Source organism: Enterobacter cloacae complex sp. P1B, assembly GCF_014982345.1.
In the GTDB taxonomy this organism is placed as follows: domain Bacteria; phylum Pseudomonadota; class Gammaproteobacteria; order Enterobacterales; family Enterobacteriaceae; genus Enterobacter; species Enterobacter bugandensis.
The window spans coordinates 112,179-131,070 of the sequence record NZ_JADCLF010000001.1; the positions used below are offsets into that span (position 1 = coordinate 112,179).

General features: G+C 54.4%; 16 protein-coding genes and 2 tRNA genes. 8 read left to right on the forward strand and 10 right to left on the reverse strand.

The annotated features are described in order from the left end of the window. Window positions 1-478: 478 nt before the first annotated feature. The 3 genes from INF77_RS00520 (at window position 479) to INF77_RS00530 (ending at window position 5,181) form a co-directional block, all read left to right on the forward strand. Window positions 479-1,075, forward strand: a complete 597-nt coding sequence (locus INF77_RS00520) for a response regulator transcription factor (protein ID WP_028015617.1) — start codon at window positions 479-481, stop codon at window positions 1,073-1,075. 2 nt (window positions 1,076-1,077) lie between these two features. After that, complete coding sequence (locus INF77_RS00525) at window positions 1,078-4,410, forward strand: ATP-binding protein (protein WP_193532802.1); 3,333 nt, start codon at window positions 1,078-1,080, stop codon at window positions 4,408-4,410. Between the two features lie 84 nt (window positions 4,411-4,494). Beyond that, window positions 4,495-5,181, forward strand: coding sequence for a response regulator transcription factor (locus tag INF77_RS00530; protein WP_041911170.1), 687 nt, complete (start codon window positions 4,495-4,497; stop codon window positions 5,179-5,181). A gap of 78 nt (window positions 5,182-5,259) precedes the next feature. Here the strand turns inward: INF77_RS00530 and INF77_RS00535 are convergent, their stop codons facing one another. Together INF77_RS00535 and INF77_RS00540 are read right to left on the reverse strand one after the other, a co-directional pair. Continuing rightward, window positions 5,260-7,206 (reverse strand): TonB-dependent copper receptor, encoded by a 1,947-nt coding sequence (locus INF77_RS00535; RefSeq protein WP_193532803.1) that lies wholly within the window; start codon window positions 7,204-7,206, stop codon window positions 5,260-5,262. A 144-nt stretch (window positions 7,207-7,350) separates the two neighbouring features. Further along, entirely contained in the window at window positions 7,351-8,265 is a 915-nt protein-coding gene (locus INF77_RS00540; RefSeq protein ID WP_041911171.1) for a LysR family transcriptional regulator, read from the reverse strand. 101 nt (window positions 8,266-8,366) lie between these two features. Between INF77_RS00540 and INF77_RS00545 the strand changes: the two genes are divergently transcribed. Next, window positions 8,367-9,299 (forward strand): DMT family transporter, encoded by a 933-nt coding sequence (locus INF77_RS00545; RefSeq protein ID WP_193532804.1) that lies wholly within the window; start codon window positions 8,367-8,369, stop codon window positions 9,297-9,299. Between the two features lie 37 nt (window positions 9,300-9,336). Here INF77_RS00545 and INF77_RS00550 read toward each other — a convergent pair. Together INF77_RS00550 and dnaQ are read right to left on the reverse strand one after the other, a co-directional pair. After that, window positions 9,337-9,413, reverse strand: a tRNA-Asp gene (locus INF77_RS00550). A 132-nt stretch (window positions 9,414-9,545) separates the two neighbouring features. Next, window positions 9,546-10,277, reverse strand: a complete 732-nt coding sequence (dnaQ, locus tag INF77_RS00555; protein ID WP_029739690.1) for a DNA polymerase III subunit epsilon — start codon at window positions 10,275-10,277, stop codon at window positions 9,546-9,548. Window positions 10,278-10,341: 64 nt separating this feature from the next. Between dnaQ and rnhA the strand changes: the two genes are divergently transcribed. After that, window positions 10,342-10,809: a ribonuclease HI gene (gene rnhA, locus INF77_RS00560; RefSeq protein WP_028015610.1), complete on the forward strand. Its 468-nt coding sequence runs from the start codon at window positions 10,342-10,344 to the stop codon at window positions 10,807-10,809. On the opposite strand, the gene INF77_RS00565 is transcribed toward rnhA, so the two are convergent. Continuing rightward, entirely contained in the window at window positions 10,810-11,526 is a 717-nt protein-coding gene (locus INF77_RS00565; protein ID WP_028015609.1) for a class I SAM-dependent methyltransferase, read from the reverse strand. A 32-nt stretch (window positions 11,527-11,558) separates the two neighbouring features. Here INF77_RS00565 and gloB point away from each other — a divergent pair, with 32 nt between their 5' ends. Together gloB and mltD are read left to right on the forward strand one after the other, a co-directional pair. Beyond that, entirely contained in the window at window positions 11,559-12,317 is a 759-nt protein-coding gene (gene gloB / locus INF77_RS00570) for a hydroxyacylglutathione hydrolase (protein ID WP_059357725.1), read from the forward strand. Between the two features lie 68 nt (window positions 12,318-12,385). Next, entirely contained in the window at window positions 12,386-13,750 is a 1,365-nt protein-coding gene (mltD, locus tag INF77_RS00575) for a murein transglycosylase D (protein WP_041911175.1), read from the forward strand. A gap of 52 nt (window positions 13,751-13,802) precedes the next feature. Here the strand turns inward: mltD and INF77_RS00580 are convergent, their stop codons facing one another. The 3 genes from INF77_RS00580 to INF77_RS00590 all read right to left on the reverse strand — a co-directional run bounded on the left by INF77_RS00580 (window position 13,803) and on the right by INF77_RS00590 (window position 16,764). After that, entirely contained in the window at window positions 13,803-14,576 is a 774-nt protein-coding gene (locus INF77_RS00580) for a class I SAM-dependent methyltransferase (protein ID WP_193532805.1), read from the reverse strand. A gap of 75 nt (window positions 14,577-14,651) precedes the next feature. Beyond that, window positions 14,652-15,452: an endonuclease/exonuclease/phosphatase family protein gene (locus INF77_RS00585; RefSeq protein WP_028015605.1), complete on the reverse strand. Its 801-nt coding sequence runs from the start codon at window positions 15,450-15,452 to the stop codon at window positions 14,652-14,654. Window positions 15,453-15,588: 136 nt separating this feature from the next. After that, window positions 15,589-16,764: an MFS transporter gene (locus INF77_RS00590; protein WP_028015604.1), complete on the reverse strand. Its 1,176-nt coding sequence runs from the start codon at window positions 16,762-16,764 to the stop codon at window positions 15,589-15,591. 104 nt (window positions 16,765-16,868) lie between these two features. On the opposite strand from INF77_RS00590, the gene yafC reads away from it, so the two are divergent. Beyond that, entirely contained in the window at window positions 16,869-17,774 is a 906-nt protein-coding gene (gene yafC, locus INF77_RS00595; RefSeq protein WP_028015603.1) for a DNA-binding transcriptional regulator YafC, read from the forward strand. Window positions 17,775-17,802: 28 nt separating this feature from the next. On the opposite strand, the gene dkgB is transcribed toward yafC, so the two are convergent. Continuing rightward, a complete protein-coding gene (dkgB, locus tag INF77_RS00600) occupies window positions 17,803-18,606 on the reverse strand; it encodes a 2,5-didehydrogluconate reductase DkgB (RefSeq protein ID WP_193532806.1) in 804 nt (267 codons plus the stop codon). A gap of 160 nt (window positions 18,607-18,766) precedes the next feature. Further along, a tRNA-Asp gene (locus INF77_RS00605) sits at window positions 18,767-18,843 on the reverse strand. Window positions 18,844-18,892 lie beyond the last annotated feature (49 nt).

Here is an 18,892-nt window from a genome sequence, read left to right on the forward strand (position 1 = left end):
GGATTAACAGTTGCATGTCTGTTATCTAATTCAGGCACAAATTAACAACATATCCCTATAAATGATAGTACCTTCGCCCTTTGCGCTATTTTCCGTCCTGATTTTTCCACAACCAATTCATGATTTCAGAAAGTTTATTCTGAGTAACGCCTGAGTAATACCTGATATTCAACCTGAACAATAAGGAATTCCTTTCCGTACCTGAGAAATATCGCCCTCCATGCCGCTATTTCGCGATAAATAACAAACCATTCAGCTGCTCCGGAAAAAATCTCTATCATAGAATGTGAAAACGTCATTACTTTACCTTTCGGTTTTCCATCAGGATCGGCTGATGCCCCCCAGCAACTATACAGCCCACCACTTTTTAGCTACTCTTTTTCACCTCACTCTGCTCTACACTGTAAGAGTGATGCTAAAGCGCCATTCGCTAAGATGTGCGGTGAACACCTGTCTTTTCCTTGCCGGATCGGATGTCATGCTAAAAACAGTTCTGATTGCCGACGACCACCCTGTCTATTTATTAGGCTTGCGCACATTGCTGCAGACGCGCCCGGACCTTTATCGGGTCGTTCACGAAGCGCTCAGTGCTGATGAACTCATGAATAAACTGGCGAGCGAGCCTGTCGATATCATCATCACCGACCTGAGTATGCCCGGCACGCGCAGCCCGGACGGATTAACCATGATCCGCTCGCTGATTCGCCATTATCCGCAGAGCATGATTGTGGTGGTCACCATGATCACCAATCCTGAGCTTCTGGACTCGCTGCGGCGCAGCGGGGTGCATGCCGTTCTCAACAAAGCCAGTTTGTCCAACAATCTGCTGCAGACGCTGCGCAGCACCCTGCGGGGGCAAATCGAACCGGTGAAGCCTCAGGCACAGTTGACCGAACGGGAAACAGAAGTGCTGCGCCTGCTGGTGCGCGGTTTCACCGTGAACGAGATCAGCGCCCAGCTTAACCGAACGAAGCAGACCATCAGTACGCAAAAAAAGAGTGCCATGAGCAAACTCAACGCCAGGAATGATTTCGAGCTGCTCCAGTGCGCGCAAAGTCTGGGGCTGGTTAGCTGAGCATGCGCAGAGGCTGGCTGGCGACATTATTTATCCTCATGCTGATAAGCGGGCACGCGGCGGCTGGCACGCTGCGCGTGGGCCTGCTGAGCGCCGCGCCGCCTTTTCTCGTAATCGATCGGCCGCCGGGCATTCTGGATGATGAACTCAGCATATTGTTTAGCAATACGACGCTGCCGGACGTCCAGCGTTTTAGCGACCCGGCAACGGCGCTGGATGCGTTGAAGCGAAAGCGCATCGATGTGTTAATTGCCGCAAGGCGTCCTGCAGCCGATCTGGTCGCCAGCGAGCCAATGTTCGCTTTCCCGCTGGCGTCCCTGAGCATAAAAGAGGGACGCGGCGGTACACTGTGCTTTCCGGAATTACCGTCAGAGGTCGCGACCCGCTGCTCTGCGACGGGTTCAGCCTCACCGGGAGAAAACGTCAGGCAGCTGGCAGCAGGGAAAGCGCGGGAATTCATCGCCCCGGAGTTTGTTTTACGTAACTGGCTGACCCACTCCCCCGCCACCACGCTGACCCTGACGCCGCTGGACGATACTCCCCCGCTACATTTTCGTGCCTGGGCTCTGCCTGAGCAGGCAAACACGCTGGAAATCTTCAACGAGCGTATTCACACCCTTAACCCGGAAGATGCTGAATGGCTGGAACAAAAGTGGCTTTTGCCGGACGGCAGCGTCTTTGACGCCCGCCATTCCCCCGTGAAGGAAAATGCGCCCAAAATCACGCTGCACGTTTTGCTTCCCGCTATTTCGCCGCCAATGGTCACGCTCACGCCTGACGGGCATATTCAGGGGGTATGGCGCGATCTGCTGCTCAATCTGTTTCCGTCCAACCTGTATAGCCTGACCTTCAACCTTGATGCGCCCCCGCTTCAGTATGCGGAGAACACGTTGCGCATAGTCGCCAGCGCGACGCCACCGTCAAAGAGTGCCATCACGTTTGACTCACTGAGCTGGGCCCTGCTCAGTGAGGACAGCAACCCGCTTTCCGGCTCCTTGTCCGCATTACAGCATAAGCGGATTGCCGTCATACGCATCTCTCCGCTCGTCACGTTACTGCGTCAGGCGTTACCTGCGGATAACCTGGTGCTGGTTAACTCGCTCGATCAGGGTTTTGAATTGCTCAAAGCCGGAGGCGCGGACGGGCTTGCGGGCGATGCGTTTATACTCCATCACCTGCTGCGCCAGCATAACGCCAGCAATCTGTCGCTGACGCCGCTGGCGCTGCCGGAAGTGCCGCTATGGTTTGTACCAAATATTTCTGACCCGGCGGATGCCAAAAGGGTGAATGCGGTCATGGCGTCCGTAACGCAGGCTGATATCTACGCGAGCCTTAACCTGTCGCAGGCCGTACAGACGACACCCACCGCCCCGGTGCAATCGCTATGGCTGGTCATGCTCGCCGTGGTGGCGATTTGCGCGGCATTCGTCGCCCTGCTGACCTTTAGCGCCGCGCAGAGCCAGCGACGCCAGCGCGAGCGGGACACCGCAGAGCTGCACAACGCGCTCTCACTCTGGCAAACTCTGATGAACAATGTCCCGGTGCCGCTGTTTGTCTGCGATCCGACCGGGCGGCTGACGCGCTATAACGACTCCTTTATTCACTCACCGTTACTCACGGCACTGCCCGAAGAGGGCGCCCCCTTTTCCAGCCTGCCTTTGGGCAAGCTTGCCCAACAGTTTACGTTGCCGCATCGCCTCTCGCTGCTCCATGCCGCGTCGCCGTTAACGGGTGAAACCACCCAGAACAATTCCACCCTTTACTGGTGGCTTTGCCGCTATACCGATACGCGGGGGCGGCCTCAGGGCGTGGTCGGAGGCTGGATCGATATCACTGAAAAAGCCGCGCTGACCGCTGCGCTCAATCAGGCGTTGGCTCAGGCGGAGCAGGCCAGCACTGAAAAATCGAACTTCCTCGCCCGCATGAGCCATGACATTCGTACCCCGCTCAACGCCATGCTGGGCCTGCTTGAGATGGAGCGCGACAAAAGCGAGTCCCTCAACATCGCCTGGCAGGCAGCCGGGTCATTGCGCGACGTGATTGGCGGCGTACTGGATTTGTCGCGCATTGAAGCAGGCGAGTTAAGGCTGGAGCCACAGGCCTGGCCCCTGTGGCAGACGCTTAACGCCAGCGCGGAGATTTTTGCCAGCAGCGCCAACGCTAAAGGTCTCCACTGGCGCAGCGAGTTGAACGTGCCGCACGACGGCTGGTTCCTGTTCGATAAAGCACGGCTGAATCAGGTCATCGCCAATCTGTTGGGCAACGCCATTAAATATACGCCGCAGGGAGAAATTGTTTTTCACGCCGAGCTCAACGGTGAACATTTGCAGCTGTTGATTCGCGACACTGGCATCGGTATCCCGGCCGATGCCCTTCCACACCTCGGCCAGCCGTGGTTTCAGACTGACAGCAGCACGCCGCAAAGCAGCGGGCTAGGGCTGGCGATCTGTTACCAGTTAGTCGAGCTGATGGGAGGCGTGCTGACGATAGCCAGCGAAGCGGGAAGCGGTACGCAGGTGACGGTGAGCATACCGCTTCATGTCGCCAGCGCGGCGGCAACGGCCGATGAGACACCTGTAATAACCCCTCTGCCACCGCATCGCATTATGATCGTTGACGATTTTCCGGCAAACCTGACGGTGTTAGCGCTCCAGCTGCAGGAGTTGGGTCAGGAGGTTATTCCTTGCGCCAGCGCTGGCGAAGCGCTTGCGCACCTGGAAAACGAGCCGGTGGATATTCTGATAACCGACTGCCAGATGGCCCTCATGGACGGCTATCAACTTACATCGTTAATACTCCTGCGCGATATTGCCGGCAGTATCACCGCGCCCGCCGCTATTCTCGGTTACACCGCCAGCGCGCTGCAGAGTGAGGACGATCGGGCAAAACATGCCGGAATGGACGCGTTATTGCGAAAACCGCTCTCCCTCAATGCCCTGCATCAGGCGCTGGCGCAGCAATACAGCCTGCGCAATCAGGGGCCTGACCTCAGCGAACTCCGGCGTCTGGCCAACGGTCAACCGGAGATCATGACCCTGATGCGCCAGCAAATGCGCGAAGCCATTACCCTTGATATTCGACAGCTACGGGAAAACACCCCGTCACCGCAAACGCTAAGCCAGCTCGCGCATCGTCTGAAGGCCTCCTGGAGCCTTTTTGCCATGCACAACGCCACCCGCACCTGTCAGGCGATTGAAGTGTTGCCGGAGATGCTGGCGGCAGGGATCATAACGGCTGAAGCCCTGCCTGCGCTGACATCGCGTTTCTGCGCGCGCATGGAAGCCAATCTGCAGCAACTTGATACCGCACTGAAGGAATTATCTGACAAGTACTAAAGAATGCTCTGCATAGGATCTGTATCTTTCTGGTCATCCGGCGGCGTTATCCCTACCGTCGCCCACATTTTCGAAGGAGAAACCATGAAAGTCCGTATCGCTATTGCCGATGAGCACACCATTATCCGTCGTGGCGTCTTATCCATGATCACCAATATGCCCTCTCTTTTCAGCGACGGCTCACCCCGCCCGGAGTTTTGCATTCAGGGCGATACCGCAACGCCATCTGAGCTGCTTTCACTGCTATCCCAACAGCCTGTCGACATTCTGTTCCTTGGCTTTTCTCTTGCCACCAGCCAAACCGTTAACCCTCTCAACGGAATGGACGGCGTATTGCTGATTAAATGGCTCAGCCGTAAATATCCGCAGCTTAAAATCATTGTGCTTTCGCCCTACAAAAACACGCAGCTTATCCGCATGTCGCTGGAGGCAGGCGCCAAAGCCTATATTAGTCGGGACACCTGTGAGAAAACCCTGAGCAGAACGCTGACGTCAGTGATCAATGGGGAAGTCTATATTGAGCGTGAGCTGATGCATTCCCTGTTCCAGACCGGCGCACAAACGGAGCAAGAGCTCTCGCCCCGTGAAATTGATGTGTTGCGTATGCTCTGCAAAGGGATGAGTCTGACAGAGATCGCCAGACAGCTGCATTTGAGTAATAAAACCGTCAGCGCCCATAAACTGCGCGCGATGGAAAAACTGGGGGTAAACAGCGACTGTCAGCTCTATTGCCTGCTGGCGAAAACGCAAATGTTCGATATTGCTATCTGAAATAAAAAAACCGCCTGTAAACAGGCGGTAGAGGCAAACGTACGCCTCAACGGTCGCTCTCAGCAATGACGCTCAGGATCAAAAATGGTATGTCATCGCCAGCCACCAGACGCGCCCCGGTTCAGGGATTTGCTGATTTGCGGCGTATCCGAACTGGCTGGCGCCCGCCAGGTTGAGGTGCTCGCTGTAGTATTTATTGAACAGATTCTCAATACCCACGCGGGACTCAAAATGGTCGTTAAATGTGTAGCCCGCGCTCCACGAAAGCACGCCAAACCCCGCGCTCGGGCCGAGATCCTGGCCGGTGACGTTACCTTTGTTTTGCGCCACGCGATGCTGCGGCGCAACCACACGCCAGAGTAATCCGGTGCGCCACTGTTGCCCGGTATAGTCCAGCGCCAGCCGCCCTTCGAGCGGCGGCATCTGCGGCAGCGGCTGTTTATCACTACGATTCTCGCCCCAGGCGTAGCTCAGGCTTCCCGTCAGTGCCCAGTTGGGCGTCAGGCTCCAGCTTGCGCCCGTCTCCGCGCCCATTACGGCGGCATTGATGTTGCTGGCCTGCGACGGCGTGCGGCTATAATCAAACAAAATGTAATCGGTAGTTCGCCCGACATAGGCCGATGCCCAGGCGCTAACCTTGTCGCCGTGTAATTGCACGCCGCTATCCCATTGCAGGGTCTTTTCTGTTTTCAGCTGACGAAAGCTTTGTTCTCCAGCCTTGCCGGAAAATAGCTCCCAGTAATCAGGAAAACGTTCGGTATAACCGATGCCGCTATAAAGCATGACGGGTGCGTCAGGTACGCGATACTCATAGCGCGTGAATGCGCCGGGCAGGAGGTCGTGCCGGGAGCTATTTTGCGCGCTGCGCCGATCGTCCGCGCGAATGCTATCCAGCCTCGCACCCACGATGACCGTATCGTCCGCCGTGACGGACTGGCGCCATTCGCTAAACAGACCCGCCTGGGTAAAACGGGCATCGTCACGCCACGATCCCGCGTTTTTTTTACGGTGACTTTTACGCATTACGTCCGCGCCGGCGGTAAGCGTGGTGGTTTCATCTTCCCACACGCCGGCAAGGCGGCTGCCCATCACCACGCCACCAACTTCAGACTTACGCTTCGGTCCAACGGGCTGACGCAGGCTGTAGTTATCCATGATGTGGTCAGTATCATTGGCATAGAGCTGCCAGCTAAGTTTGCTGACGTGCTCGCTCAGGTGGTATTTCTCCAGTTTTAGCGCCGCGCTTTTACGGGCAAAACGGCTACCATCCATCATCCGACCCGCATAGCGGGCTTTACCGTCGCTGGCTCCCACGCTTAGCTCCGCCAGCGAGTCCTCATCAGGCGTGAGCCCAACCGTGACGCCGCTGTTCCATCTGCGCCACAGGCCCGGCACGCGGTTGCCATGACCATCCCGGTAGTCATCCGCCTCCGAATGATTACCGTCCAGGCGGACGTAGCCGCGCGGGTCGCCAAACGCGAGATTGAGGTTTTGATCCGCGCGTCCGTTCGCGCCCCGCAGCAGCTCAGCGCTGCCTTTTAGCTCAGGTACGCTGAAATAGTCCGGCTGGCGTTCAAAAAGCAATGTTCCGGAGGACCCCATTGGCCCCCAGAGCACGCTTTGTGGGCCTTTGATGACGGTTATCGTGTCGTAACTTTGCGGAGTGATATAGGCCGTTGGGGTATCCATGCGCGAGCCGCAGCCCCCCTGAGTGCTGACGCCGTCTGCAAGCAACGTCAGCCGGGAACCGAACATCCCGCGCAACACCGGATCGCCGTTACTCCCGCCGCTGCGCAGTACGGAAAAACCCGGGATGTTTTTTAGCGCGCCCGCACCGTCGCTGGCAGGCAATTGTTGTGCTGGAGTATGAGCCGGAGCGATAAATGACGCGGGATCGCGATAATACCCCTCAACGGTCATCGACTCTTCAGCGTATGCCGGCCAAGCGGTGGCACAGCAGAGAACCAACAAGAGTGGACGGGTGGCGAGCAGGGAACGAATACCGCTCGCGGTGATACCAGACATAGCACAATTCCGTTTCGGTAAAGAAAATAAGCAAGGCGCTTATTGTCTTCATCCCCAGCAGCGGAATACACGACCTGCGGGCAAGAAGGCCCTCAGGGAAATCAGGAAATATCTGGCGGATAACGGAAATCTCAGGGACGCAGTTCAGCGCGCTTCGCCCAGACGTGCCGTTTGTTGTCGTAAAAAATCCATCAACCGCAAACAGGCCGGCGAAAGCGGCTGCCCGACGTTTTTGACGATGCCCACATCCATATAGGTAATGCAGTCGTCAATGGTGCGCCGGATCACGCGCTGACCGCCGAGCGCCCACGGGCGATAGACCAGATCGGATAAAATCGTCACCCCCTTTCCCTGCGCGACCAGACTTCGAATCGCCTCAAAGGAGTTGGTGCGAAAATGAATGTCAGGATGACAGCCCCTGCTTTGCCAGTAGTCGGATATCACATCGGGATAGTCGTCCGTCACCAACAACAGGAATGGCGCCTTTTCCACATCCTTTAACCGAAGCTCCGGCACGCTGAGAAGAGGATGGCCGATGGCGGTCCATAAGCGGCGCGGCGAGCGGATCCACGTTTCGACCTCAAGCGTACTATCGTGGCTGATATTGGAGGTCAGCAAAAGACAAAAATCGAGATCTCCCTGACGCAAGGCCTGAAGCAGCTGCGATGCGGGCGCCTCATGAAATGCCGTCTCCAGCAGCGGAAAACGCTGCGCAATATCGCCCCAGAGATTGGGCAGCAGATAAGCGGAAAGGGTTTCGGCAATGCCGATGCGCACGACGCCGTTAATCGCCTCAGGCTGCTGATGGAGATCCTCCACCGCCGCGCGGCTATCGTGGAGGATCTTGCGGGCATGATTGAGAAATCGCTCGCCGACGGGAGTTAATTGGATCCCTTTTGCATGGCGGATAAAGAGAGGGGCATTCACCGCCTCCTCCAGGTTGCGCATAGAGACCGTCATGGAAGATTGCGATATATGACAACGGCTGGCCGCTTTGGAAATTTGTAATGTTTCCGCTAACGCAATGTAGAACTCAAGTTGCCTGAGAGTAAACTTCATAGTTTCAGCCAATACCGTGAGATGAAAATATTATATTAGCATTTAATTCTGCACCGGCAGTACTCTAAAGGCAGACAAAATGTTTATTATCAGGAGCCTTTATGCCCTATTTTTTACTCAGTCTCGCGGCCTGTTTTTGGGGGGGTAATTATGTCGTCGGTCATTTACTGGTGGCGCATGCAGACCCGATTATATTATCCGCCGCACGCTGGATAATTACGGCTCTTCTTTTATCGATGCTTTATATCAGACAGATTCGCGCCCAGTGGCCGATGATGAAAAAGGCGAAAGGTACGATCATATTTCTTGCGCTGTGCGGACAGGTTATGTTCCCACTCACGCTGTATATCGGTCTGCAATATACTTCATCTCTTAATGCAGCAATTTATTTATCTACAACGCCTGCCCTGGTTTTATTGATAAATAAGCTGGTCTTTAAAGAGAAAATATCAGTACAGAATATTGCTGGCGTTGTTCTCAGTTCATTGGGCGTCGTCTGGCTGGTCATGCAGGGCGATCTGCTGCATCTGGATACGCTTAAAAATCTGAATCGCGGCGATATCTGGACCGTGGGCTCTGCCGCCAGCTGGGCCGTTTATTGTGCTTTCTTGCGGATGAAGCCGAAAAGCGTCGGTGGGAATGCCTTTGTGGCCGTGAGCGCGGTCCTCGGTGCCCTGGTGTTGTTACCGGTACTGGCGATATCGTTGATAAAGACCGGCTTACCTGACTGGACGGCCTATACCGCACCGGGCTTTTTAAGCGGGCTGATGTACCTGGTGGTCTTTCCTTCCTGGCTTTCTTACCTGCTGTGGAATAAAGGCATTGCGGCTATCGGTGCAACCCGCGGGGAGATTTATTCCCACCTTATTCCGCTGAGCGGCGGTCTGTTCAGCGTGATGTTCCTGCACGTTACGTTGCATTCGTATCATCTGGTCAGCACGGTACTGATTCTGTTTGGCATTGCCCTCTGCTCTCGCGCCTCGCAAAGGAAAGTCGCAAAGATCGAACGCGCAGACGAAAAAGTACAGATATGAAAAAGGCCCACGTTATAAATAACGTGGGCCTGAATAGTGGCGGAACGGACGGGACTCGAACCCGCGACCCCCTGCGTGACAGGCAGGTATTCTAACCGACTGAACTACCGCTCCACTGTTCCCGCTTGGGGAACGAGGCGCATATTACGGTGTGCCTCCGATCTCGTCAACGCTTTTTCTCACGTTTTGAATCGTTTGCTGCAAAATTCACCCAACCGATGATTTTACAGGCATTGTGGCGTTTTTTCAGGCGCGCCACATACAGCTTCCGCCCTTCTTCTGCACCAGGTCGAGACGGGATTCATGGTTAAGTAGCTCTTCATCACTGGCTAACACCACCCGCAAACGGCTTGCCTGACGGACAACGCGCTGAATGCCCGCTTCGCCCTGCGTCTGCTGTGACTCATTTTCCATGCTGAACTTCATTGACGTCTGCCCACCGGTCATCGTCAGATAGACATCGGCGAGGATCTGGGCATCGAGCAACGCCCCGTGGAGCGTTCGCTTGGTATTGTCTATCTCGTAGCGCGAACAAAGCGCATCCAGGCTGTTACGCTTGCCCGGGAACATCTTCCTTGCCAGCGCCAGACTGTCTGTTACCTTACAGAAGGTGTTCGTCTTCGGGATATCACGATTAAGCTTGCTGAATTCATAATCCATAAAGCCGATATCGAACGAGGCGTTATGGATGACAAGCTCAGCGCCCTTGATGTATTCCAGAAACTCGTCAGCCACATCCGCAAACGTCGGCTTATCCAGCAAGAACTCATCGGCAATCCCGTGAACGCCGAACGCTTCGGGATCCACCAGCCGGTCAGGCTTGAGGTAGACGTGAAAGTTGTTCCCCGTAAGACGACGGTTCACCACTTCAACGGCGCCGATCTCGATGATCTTATGCCCTTCGTAGTGCGCGCCGATCTGGTTCATACCGGTGGTTTCGGTATCGAGGACAATCTGGCGAGTAATTGCAGTGCTCATAGCGGTCATTTATGTCAGACTTATCGTTTAACTGAACGTTTCAAATACAGGAAGTCTACCAGAGATGCGTAAACAGGTAGAAATTTTCACCGATGGATCTTGTCTCGGCAACCCAGGGCCCGGCGGCTACGGCGCGATTATGCGCTATCGCCAGCATGAAAAAACTTTTAGCGAAGGCTATTTCCTGACCACCAACAACCGTATGGAGTTGATGGCGGCCATTGTGGCGCTGGAAGCCTTAAAAGAACACTGCGACGTGGTGCTCAGTACCGACAGCCAGTACGTGCGCCAGGGTATCACCCAGTGGATCCACAACTGGAAAAAACGCGGCTGGAAAACTGCGGATAAAAAGCCGGTTAAAAATGTCGATCTCTGGAAGCGGCTGGATGCGGCATTAGGTCAGCACCAAATAAAATGGGAATGGGTAAAAGGGCATGCTGGTCACCCTGAGAACGAACGCTGCGACGAACTGGCGCGCGCGGCGGCTTTAAACCCGGCCCATGAAGATGCAGGCTACCAGCCTGAATCCTGATCAGGGCTTTCTGTACTGCCGCGTTGCGCCAACGGTCTGCCGGATAGGCGTTTTCGATTTGCTCTGCTTCATCGGGTTAAGCGTAAGGGGGATGGTTCGCTTACGCGCGACGATAAACTGCATGCAGCCTAAGGCGGGCAAATGCGTGCTTAACAACACTCCCCCCTTCCGCGCCCACGGCAGTACCTGAAAACCGCCGTAGCAGAGCACTTCAAAGTTCAGCAGTGAAAGCCAGTCGAGCTGGCGCATCATGGTGAACATTCGGCTGTTATAGGGTGGCGTTCGGCGCAGCACGGGTACCAGCTTGCGCAGCCCCATCAGGCTCAGCGGATTGAATCCGCTGAGGATCAGCCAGCCGTCATCAATCAGAACGCGATCGGCTTCACGCAGCATACGGTGAGGATCGCTGCACCAGGGCAACGCGTGTGCAAGAAGGCATGCATCAACGGATTTCTCTGCAAATGGCAGATGCAACGGGTCTGCCTTCACCTGAACCGGCGATCCGCCGAGAGAGACGTTAACCTGATGTGAGATAGCGCAGCTTTCGGTATTGATTTCCGCGCTGAGATTGCCAATCTTAAGCAGGTGAAAGCCATACATTTTCGCGAGCCAGGGCTTCAGCTGCTGCTCCAGTGCTTCGCGATAGTATTCACCCCAGGGCAATTCCGCCCAACGTTCCGGTGCTGCGACAGTCTGAGGTATCCTTGCCGGTTTCATCAAAACACCCGCCACGCTATAAGAGGTAATGTATGAATCTTATCAGTATTCCCGCTTTTGAGGACAATTACATCTGGGTTTTGGTCGATGACGATCGTCGATGCGTCATTGTCGATCCCGGCGAATCCGCCCCTGTACTGCGCGCCATAAATGATAACGGCTGGCAGCCTGACGCCATTCTGTTGACGCATCATCATAACGATCATACTGGCGGCGTGCAGGAACTGCGCGCCCAATTTCCGCATCTTGTGGTGTACGGACCGGCTGAGACACAAAATAAGGGAACGACGCAAGTAGTCGAAGAAGGCGAAAATATCCTCATCCACGAGTGGGAGTTTTCCGTATTTGCTACACCGGGTCACACTTTGGGACATCTGTGTTTCTACAGCAAACCTTATCTTTTTTGTGGCGACACCTTGTTCTCTGGCGGCTGCGGAAGACTGTTTGAAGGCACGCCGGAACAGATGTATCAGTCTTTACAAAAGATTAGTGCGTTACCGGATGACACCCTTATTTGTTGCGCCCATGAGTATACATTAGGAAATATGAAGTTTGCTGCAAGCCTCTTACCTGAGGATCGGGCGATTCAGGATTATTATCACAAAGTGAAGGAGTTACGTGCAAAAAACCAAAATACACTGCCCGTAATTCTGAAAAATGAGCGCCAGATTAATTTATTTTTACGAACAGATGATATTGATTTAATTAATAAAATTAACCAAGAAACAAATTTGCAACAACCAGAACAGCGATTTGCATGGTTAAGGTCAAAGAAAGATAACTTCAGATAAATGCGGGTTGCCTTTTCAAAATTTCGCCGTTATCATCGCTCGTCTTTTAAGCAACTATTGACACACACATGAAGGCAAAAGCGATATTACTCGCCTCTGTCCTGCTTGTAGGTTGCCAGTCGCAGAACGGCAGCAACGTACAACAGCACGCACAGAGCCTTTCTGCAGCTGGTCAAGGGGAAGCAGGGAAGTTTACAAGTTCGGCGCGCTGGATGGACGATGGGACATCTTTCGCGCAGGAGCAAGACTTGTGGACCTCTATTGGCGACGAGCTAAAGATGGGAATTCCGGAAAACAGCCGGATTCGCGAACAGAAACAGAAGTATTTAAGAAATAAGAGCTATCTCCACGATGTAACGTTACGGGCAGAGCCGTATATGTACTGGATAGCCGGGCAAGTTAAAAAACGTAACATGCCTATGGAGCTGGTACTCCTACCCATAGTGGAGAGCGCTTTTGACCCACACGCGACGTCTGGCGCCAATGCCGCAGGCATTTGGCAGATCATTCCGAGCACCGGGCGAAACTATGGTCTGAAACAGACCCGCAACTATGATGCGCGTCGCGATGTTGTCGCTTCAACGACAGCCGCTCTCGACATGATGCAACGTCTGAACAAGATGTTTGACGGCGACTGGCTGTTAACGGTCGCAGCGTATAATAGTGGCGAAGGTCGTGTACTGAAGGCAATGAAAGCGAATAAAGCACGGGGTAAATCCACCGATTTTTGGTCGCTCTCACTGCCACAGGAAACGAAGATTTACGTACCGAAGATGCTGGCCTTGAGCGATATTCTCAAGAACAGCAAGCGTTACGGTGTACAACTGCCAACACCAGACGAAAGTCGTGCACTGGCGCGCGTTCGCCTCAGCAATCCGGTTGATATTCAACAAGTTGCTGATATGACGGGTATGTCGGTAAGTAAATTGAAAACCTTTAATGCAGGCGTTAAAGGCTCGACGCTGGGGGCAAGCGGCCCGCAGTATGTGATGGTTCCGCAGAAACATGCGGCGCAGTTACGTGAGTCTTTAGCATCGGGTGAAATTGCCGCCGTTCAGTCAACGCTGATCGCCGATGCTTCATCCGTTAGCAGCCGCAGCTATAAGGTGCGTTCAGGGGATACCCTTTCAGGCATTGCCTCACGTCTTGGCGTGACGGCGAAAGATCTGCAGCAGTGGAATAATCTGCGCAGCTCTGGGCTGAAGGTGGGTCAGACACTGACGGTGGGTGCAGGTAACAGCGCACAGCGTCTCGCCAGCAACAGCGATAGCATCACCTATCGCGTGCGCAAAGGCGATTCACTGTCCAGTATCGCAAAACGACACGGCGTGAACATCAAAGATGTGATGCGCTGGAATAATGATACTGACAATCTGAAACCGGGCGACCAGCTGACGCTGTTTGTGAAGAACAGCGCCACGCCAGACTCCTGATAACACGATCGAAAGATAAAAAGGCACCGATTCCCCTCGGTGCCTTTTTTGTTTATCCCGCTTTTTGCGCTTCAGCCATGATGGTATCGCTCGTAAATGAGCCATCCGCCTGCAGTTCAAAGTACGCCTTCACCTCTGCGGACGCACTCTCCTGGTAAAGCCTAATCGCCTGGCTTAACGCCTCCGGGGTACGCATACGGGCTATCCAGGAGCTGAACTCCAGCGGTAAACGGTCTGTTATTAACGAGCGCGCAATCAGCCCGGCTTCAGTGATAAACGATAACCACTCCCCGCTGGCGTAGTTTTGCACGTGCGAGGTGTCGCGCAGCGCTTCGACCGTCTGCAGCCAGATATTACGCACCGGATGTCCGGGAGACATCACGTCCATAATGATGAAGGTGCCCCCCGGCTTCAGAACACGTCTGACTTCGCGCAATGCCTGGCCGACGTCATGCCAGTGGTGTGCGGAATACCGGCTGATCGCGACATCAAACGACGCGTCATCAAACGGTAAAGACTCCGCATAGCCCTGCCGCGTATCAATATTGTTCAGCCCTTTCGCTTTCGCCGCCTCAGCAACGACGTCCAGCATCTGGCTCGATAAATCATATGCGGTAACGTGGGCTACCTGCTGCGCAGCCGTAAAGCTGGCGTGCCCTGCCCCACATCCCAGGTCCAGCATGTGCGCCTGCGGGAATGCCGCCAGACGTTCACCGAGACGCACCAGATCGCGACCTGAAGCATGCACGGCGCTGCTCAGATAAGCACTTGCCTGAGAACCAAACTGTTTTTCTACGTTGTCATGATGGGAGTGTGTTGTTGTCATCGTACTGTCCTTTGTTGGTTAAAAATAAAAGGGCAGCACCCGCGCGGCCTGCCCCACGGCAGACCTGACACACCATTATTTATCAGGTTTGCCGGGACTGAATTCAACGAGTAGAGGGTTGTGATCCGAAGCGCGCGTCACCAGTACAGAGGCGTCGTGCACGCTCAAACCGCGATAGAAGACAAAGTCGAGAGGACGACCAAAAGCTTTTTTACGCTGGTCATCACTGAAGCGAACTTCACGCAGCGACATTTCGCGCGCAAAGCGATACAGCGCATTCATGCGCGGACGGCTCCAGGCATTAAAATCGCCTGCCATGATGATGGGCCCGCTGTGATGCGCAATCTGATCGCCAATAGGAAGTAACTGCTTACTATACACATCCACGCCGAGGCTAAAGTTTACCGCGTGGATATTGACGACCATCAGCATACGGGTATCCGGCAGAGGATAGACCGTCACCAGCGCTGATTTCGCCAGACGCAGGATAGGTTCGCGCTCGCGGAGCGGGCAACAGTAGACCGGATGGGCAGCAGAAAGCGTCATTACGCCAGAGGGATGCTGCGGCAGAACAAATGCCGGCACCTGGTCGGCGGCAAGGTAATTCGTGGTGGCAAACCGTACCAGTTCAGGGGTAGTTTGCGCCTCCTGGAGCAGAACCAGGTGGGCATCTTTTCCAAAATTTTTGAGTACCGATAACCACTCCGCGCGCTGCTGCTTGAAGATATTCCAGACCAGAACCCGGATTTTATCATCGCTGCTTAACGGTGTGCCGGCGGGTAATGCCTGGCTTATGCTCGCAAACGACCCCGGAGGTAAGATCCTCTCCGCGGGCATTCCGGCAACATAACGCATGGCATAGGTATTTTTTCGCACTTTTGGAAACAGCCCCTGTAACATGAACCAGCCCTGAAAACGGACTGGTTCTAATGTTATAGGGACTTTAGGTCACACTTTCAACGCAATTTCTGAGAAACCGCTTTCCAGTTTTGTAAGCAAGCACTTACTGATGTTATCCCAGCGCTACGCGGGCTGGCTTATCGAGGCGTCCACTCAGGCCAATCAGCAGGAAGGCGACCAGGACAATCACCGCGCCAATCCATGGGGTCTGGGTTAATCCGAAGTGTTCGACGGTTTGTCCGCCAATAATGGAGCCCAGCGCGATACCAATATTAAAAGCGGCAATATTCAGACCGGATGCCACATCCACCGCATTCGGCGTATAGAGCTCGGCTTTCTGGACAACGTAAACCTGAAGCCCTGGCACATTACCGAAGGCGAAGATCCCCATCACCAGTACCGTGACCAGCGCGGCGTATTGCATTGAAGCCGTGAACTGGAAAATCATCAGCAGAACCACCAGGGCGGCGAAGATAAATTTCAGCGCCGGTACCGCACCATGCTTATCCGCAAGCTTACCGCCCCAGATATTGCCAATGGCCACAGAAATACCGTATCCCAGCAAAATCCAGCTCACGGCATTCGGGGAGAAGCCCGCCAGGTCCTGCATCATCGGTGCCAGGAAGGTGAAGGCAGTGAATACGCCGCCATAGCCCAGAGCCGTAACCGCATAGATGATAAGCAAACGCGGATGGGTAAGCACTTTCAGCTGATCGCGCAGGCTGGCGCTCGCCCGGCCTGGAATATTCGATGGTACCAGCAGCAGGCTAGTCACCAGAGCGATAACGCCCAGTAAGGAGACGGCCAGAAACGTTTCACGCCAGCCGAAATGCTGTCCGATAAACGTTCCCAACGGTACGCCTGTGACCAGTGCGACGGTCAACCCACCGAACATGATCGCGATCGCTGAAGCCGCTTTCTCTTTGGGGACCAGGCTGGTTGCAATGGTGGAACCAATCGAGAAGAACACGCCGTGTGCCAGACCGGTCAGCAGGCGGGCAATCACCAGCGTGGTGTAGTCCGGTGCCTGCCAGGCCAGAACGTTCCCGGCGGTAAACAGCACCATCAGCGCGACTAACAGCTGTTTACGCGGAAAACGTCCGGTCAGGGCCGTCAGCACCGGCGCGCCGACGGCAACGCCCAGGGCGTAGATGGACACCAGCAACCCGGCTGAGGGCAGCGAGATGGCAAGCTGGTTAGCGATGGTAGGAACCAGTCCCACGATAACAAATTCGGTCGTGCCAATTGCAAAGGCACTGATCGTCAGGGCAAGTAGCGCCAGTGGCATAAAATACTCCGTATCATCAGGATTAAGATGACAGGCAGTATGCGCCAGTGCTTAAATAACAAAAATGGTCAAAATATCAATAGAATTTTGCAGGTGGTGCAACAATGAAAGCAACGTCTGAAGAGCTGACAATCTTTGTCGCCGTCGTCGAAAGCGGCAGCTTTAGCCGCGCAGCCGAGCAGTTGGGACAGGCTAACTCGGCCATTAGCCGTTCGGTGAAAAAGCTGGAGATGAAGCTTGGGGTGAGTCTGCTCAACCGAACGACGCGGCAGCTCAGTCTGACGGAAGAAGGGGAACGTTATTTCCGCCGCGTGCAGTCGGTGCTGCAGGAGATGGCCGCAGCGGAGACGGAGATTATGGAAACCCGCAGCACGCCGCGCGGGTTGCTGCGCATTGATGCTGCCACGCCGGTTGTGCTTCATTTTCTGATGCCGTTAATCAAACCTTTCCGTGAACGCTATCCGGAGATGACGCTCTCTCTGGTCTCGTCCGAGACGTTTATTAACCTCATCGAGCGGAAAGTGGATGTGGCTATTCGGGCGGGAACCCTGACGGATTCCAGCCTGCGGGCCCGCCCGCTGTTTGCCAGCTACCGTAAAATTATCGCGTCGCCACAGTATATTGCTGAACATGGTAAACCGGAGACGGTTGAAGAACTGAAGCAGCATCTGTGCCTGGGCTTTACGGAGCCGGTGTCGCTGAACACCTGGCCTGTTGCCTGTCATGATGGCCAGCTTCATGAAATTACCTGCGGGTTATCGTCTAACAGCGGAGAAACGCTGAAGCAGCTTTGCCTGGAAGGGAATGGGATCGCCTGCTTGTCAGACTATATGATTGATAAAGAGATAGCGCGGGGTGAACTGGTAGAGCTAATGGCCGATAAACGTTTGCCGGTCGAGATGCCTTTCAGCGCGGTGTATTACAGCGACAGAGCGGTAAGCACCCGCATACGCGCCTTTATCGACTTCCTGAGCGAGCATATAAAAACAGCTCCCGGAGGAGCTGTGTGAGGGTTCGGGTTACAGAGGGAGGGTCTTATTAATCCCAGTCAGGGGCTAAACCTTCCGGGCTCACCAGGCGGTCGTTGCACTCCAGTGCTGCGATCGCTTTTTTATCATCGTCATCCAGATCAAGATCCAGCGCTAGCAGGTTGCTGGCCAGGTTTTCGCGCTTGGTTGATGATGGGATCACGGCATAGCCTTCACCCATTGCCCATGCCAGAATAACCTGCGCAGCAGTCGCGTTATGTTTCTCTGCGATACGGATAATTACCTCGTCTTTCAGAGCCTTACCGTAGGCCAGCGTCATGTAAGAGGTGATGTGGATCCCGTGCTGTTTTGCCCAGTCCACGACTTTGCGGTTTTGCAGGTATGGAGACAGCTCGATCTGGTTTGTCGCAATATTCTCTGCGCCAACTGCGGCAATGGCTTTTTCCATCAGCGGGATGGTGAAGTTGGAAATACCAATTTCACGGGTCAGGCCCTGCTTTTTCGCTTCCAACAGCGCCTGCATGAACTCTTCCACAGAAACGGCATCGTTCGGTGACGGCCAGTGGATCAGCGTCAGATCGACATAGTCGGTACGCAGTTTCTTCAGGCTCTCTTTCAGGCTTGGAATGAGCTTGTCTTTGCTGAGGTTTTCGATCCAGATTTTGGTGGTGATGAACAGTTCATTACGCGGTACACCGCTCTCTTCAAGAGCCTGTCCAACGGCAGCTTCGTTTTCATAGATCTGTGCCGTATCAATTGCGCGATAGCCAAGTTCAAGAGCGGTTTTAACTGATGCGATAACTACGTCGTCTTTCAGGCGGAAAGTGCCAAGACCGAATGCAGGGAGAGTCATAATATTCCTCAATCGTTATGTTCGTTAACTGAGGACGATTATCGCTGGCGGTGTTATAGAGAAAAAGATCGTAAAACGCAGAGGATTTTTGCTAATTTCGCAATAATTAATCGTCAGATATGAAAAAAGCCCTGAGCGTTAACTCAGGGCTTTTAATAAGTGGCGGAACGGACGGGACTCGAACCCGCGACCCCCTGCGTGACAGGCAGGTATTCTAACCGACTGAACTACCGCTCCACCGAAGACTGCTTGTAAACACGGATTTATGCACCGGCTTACTACTTAA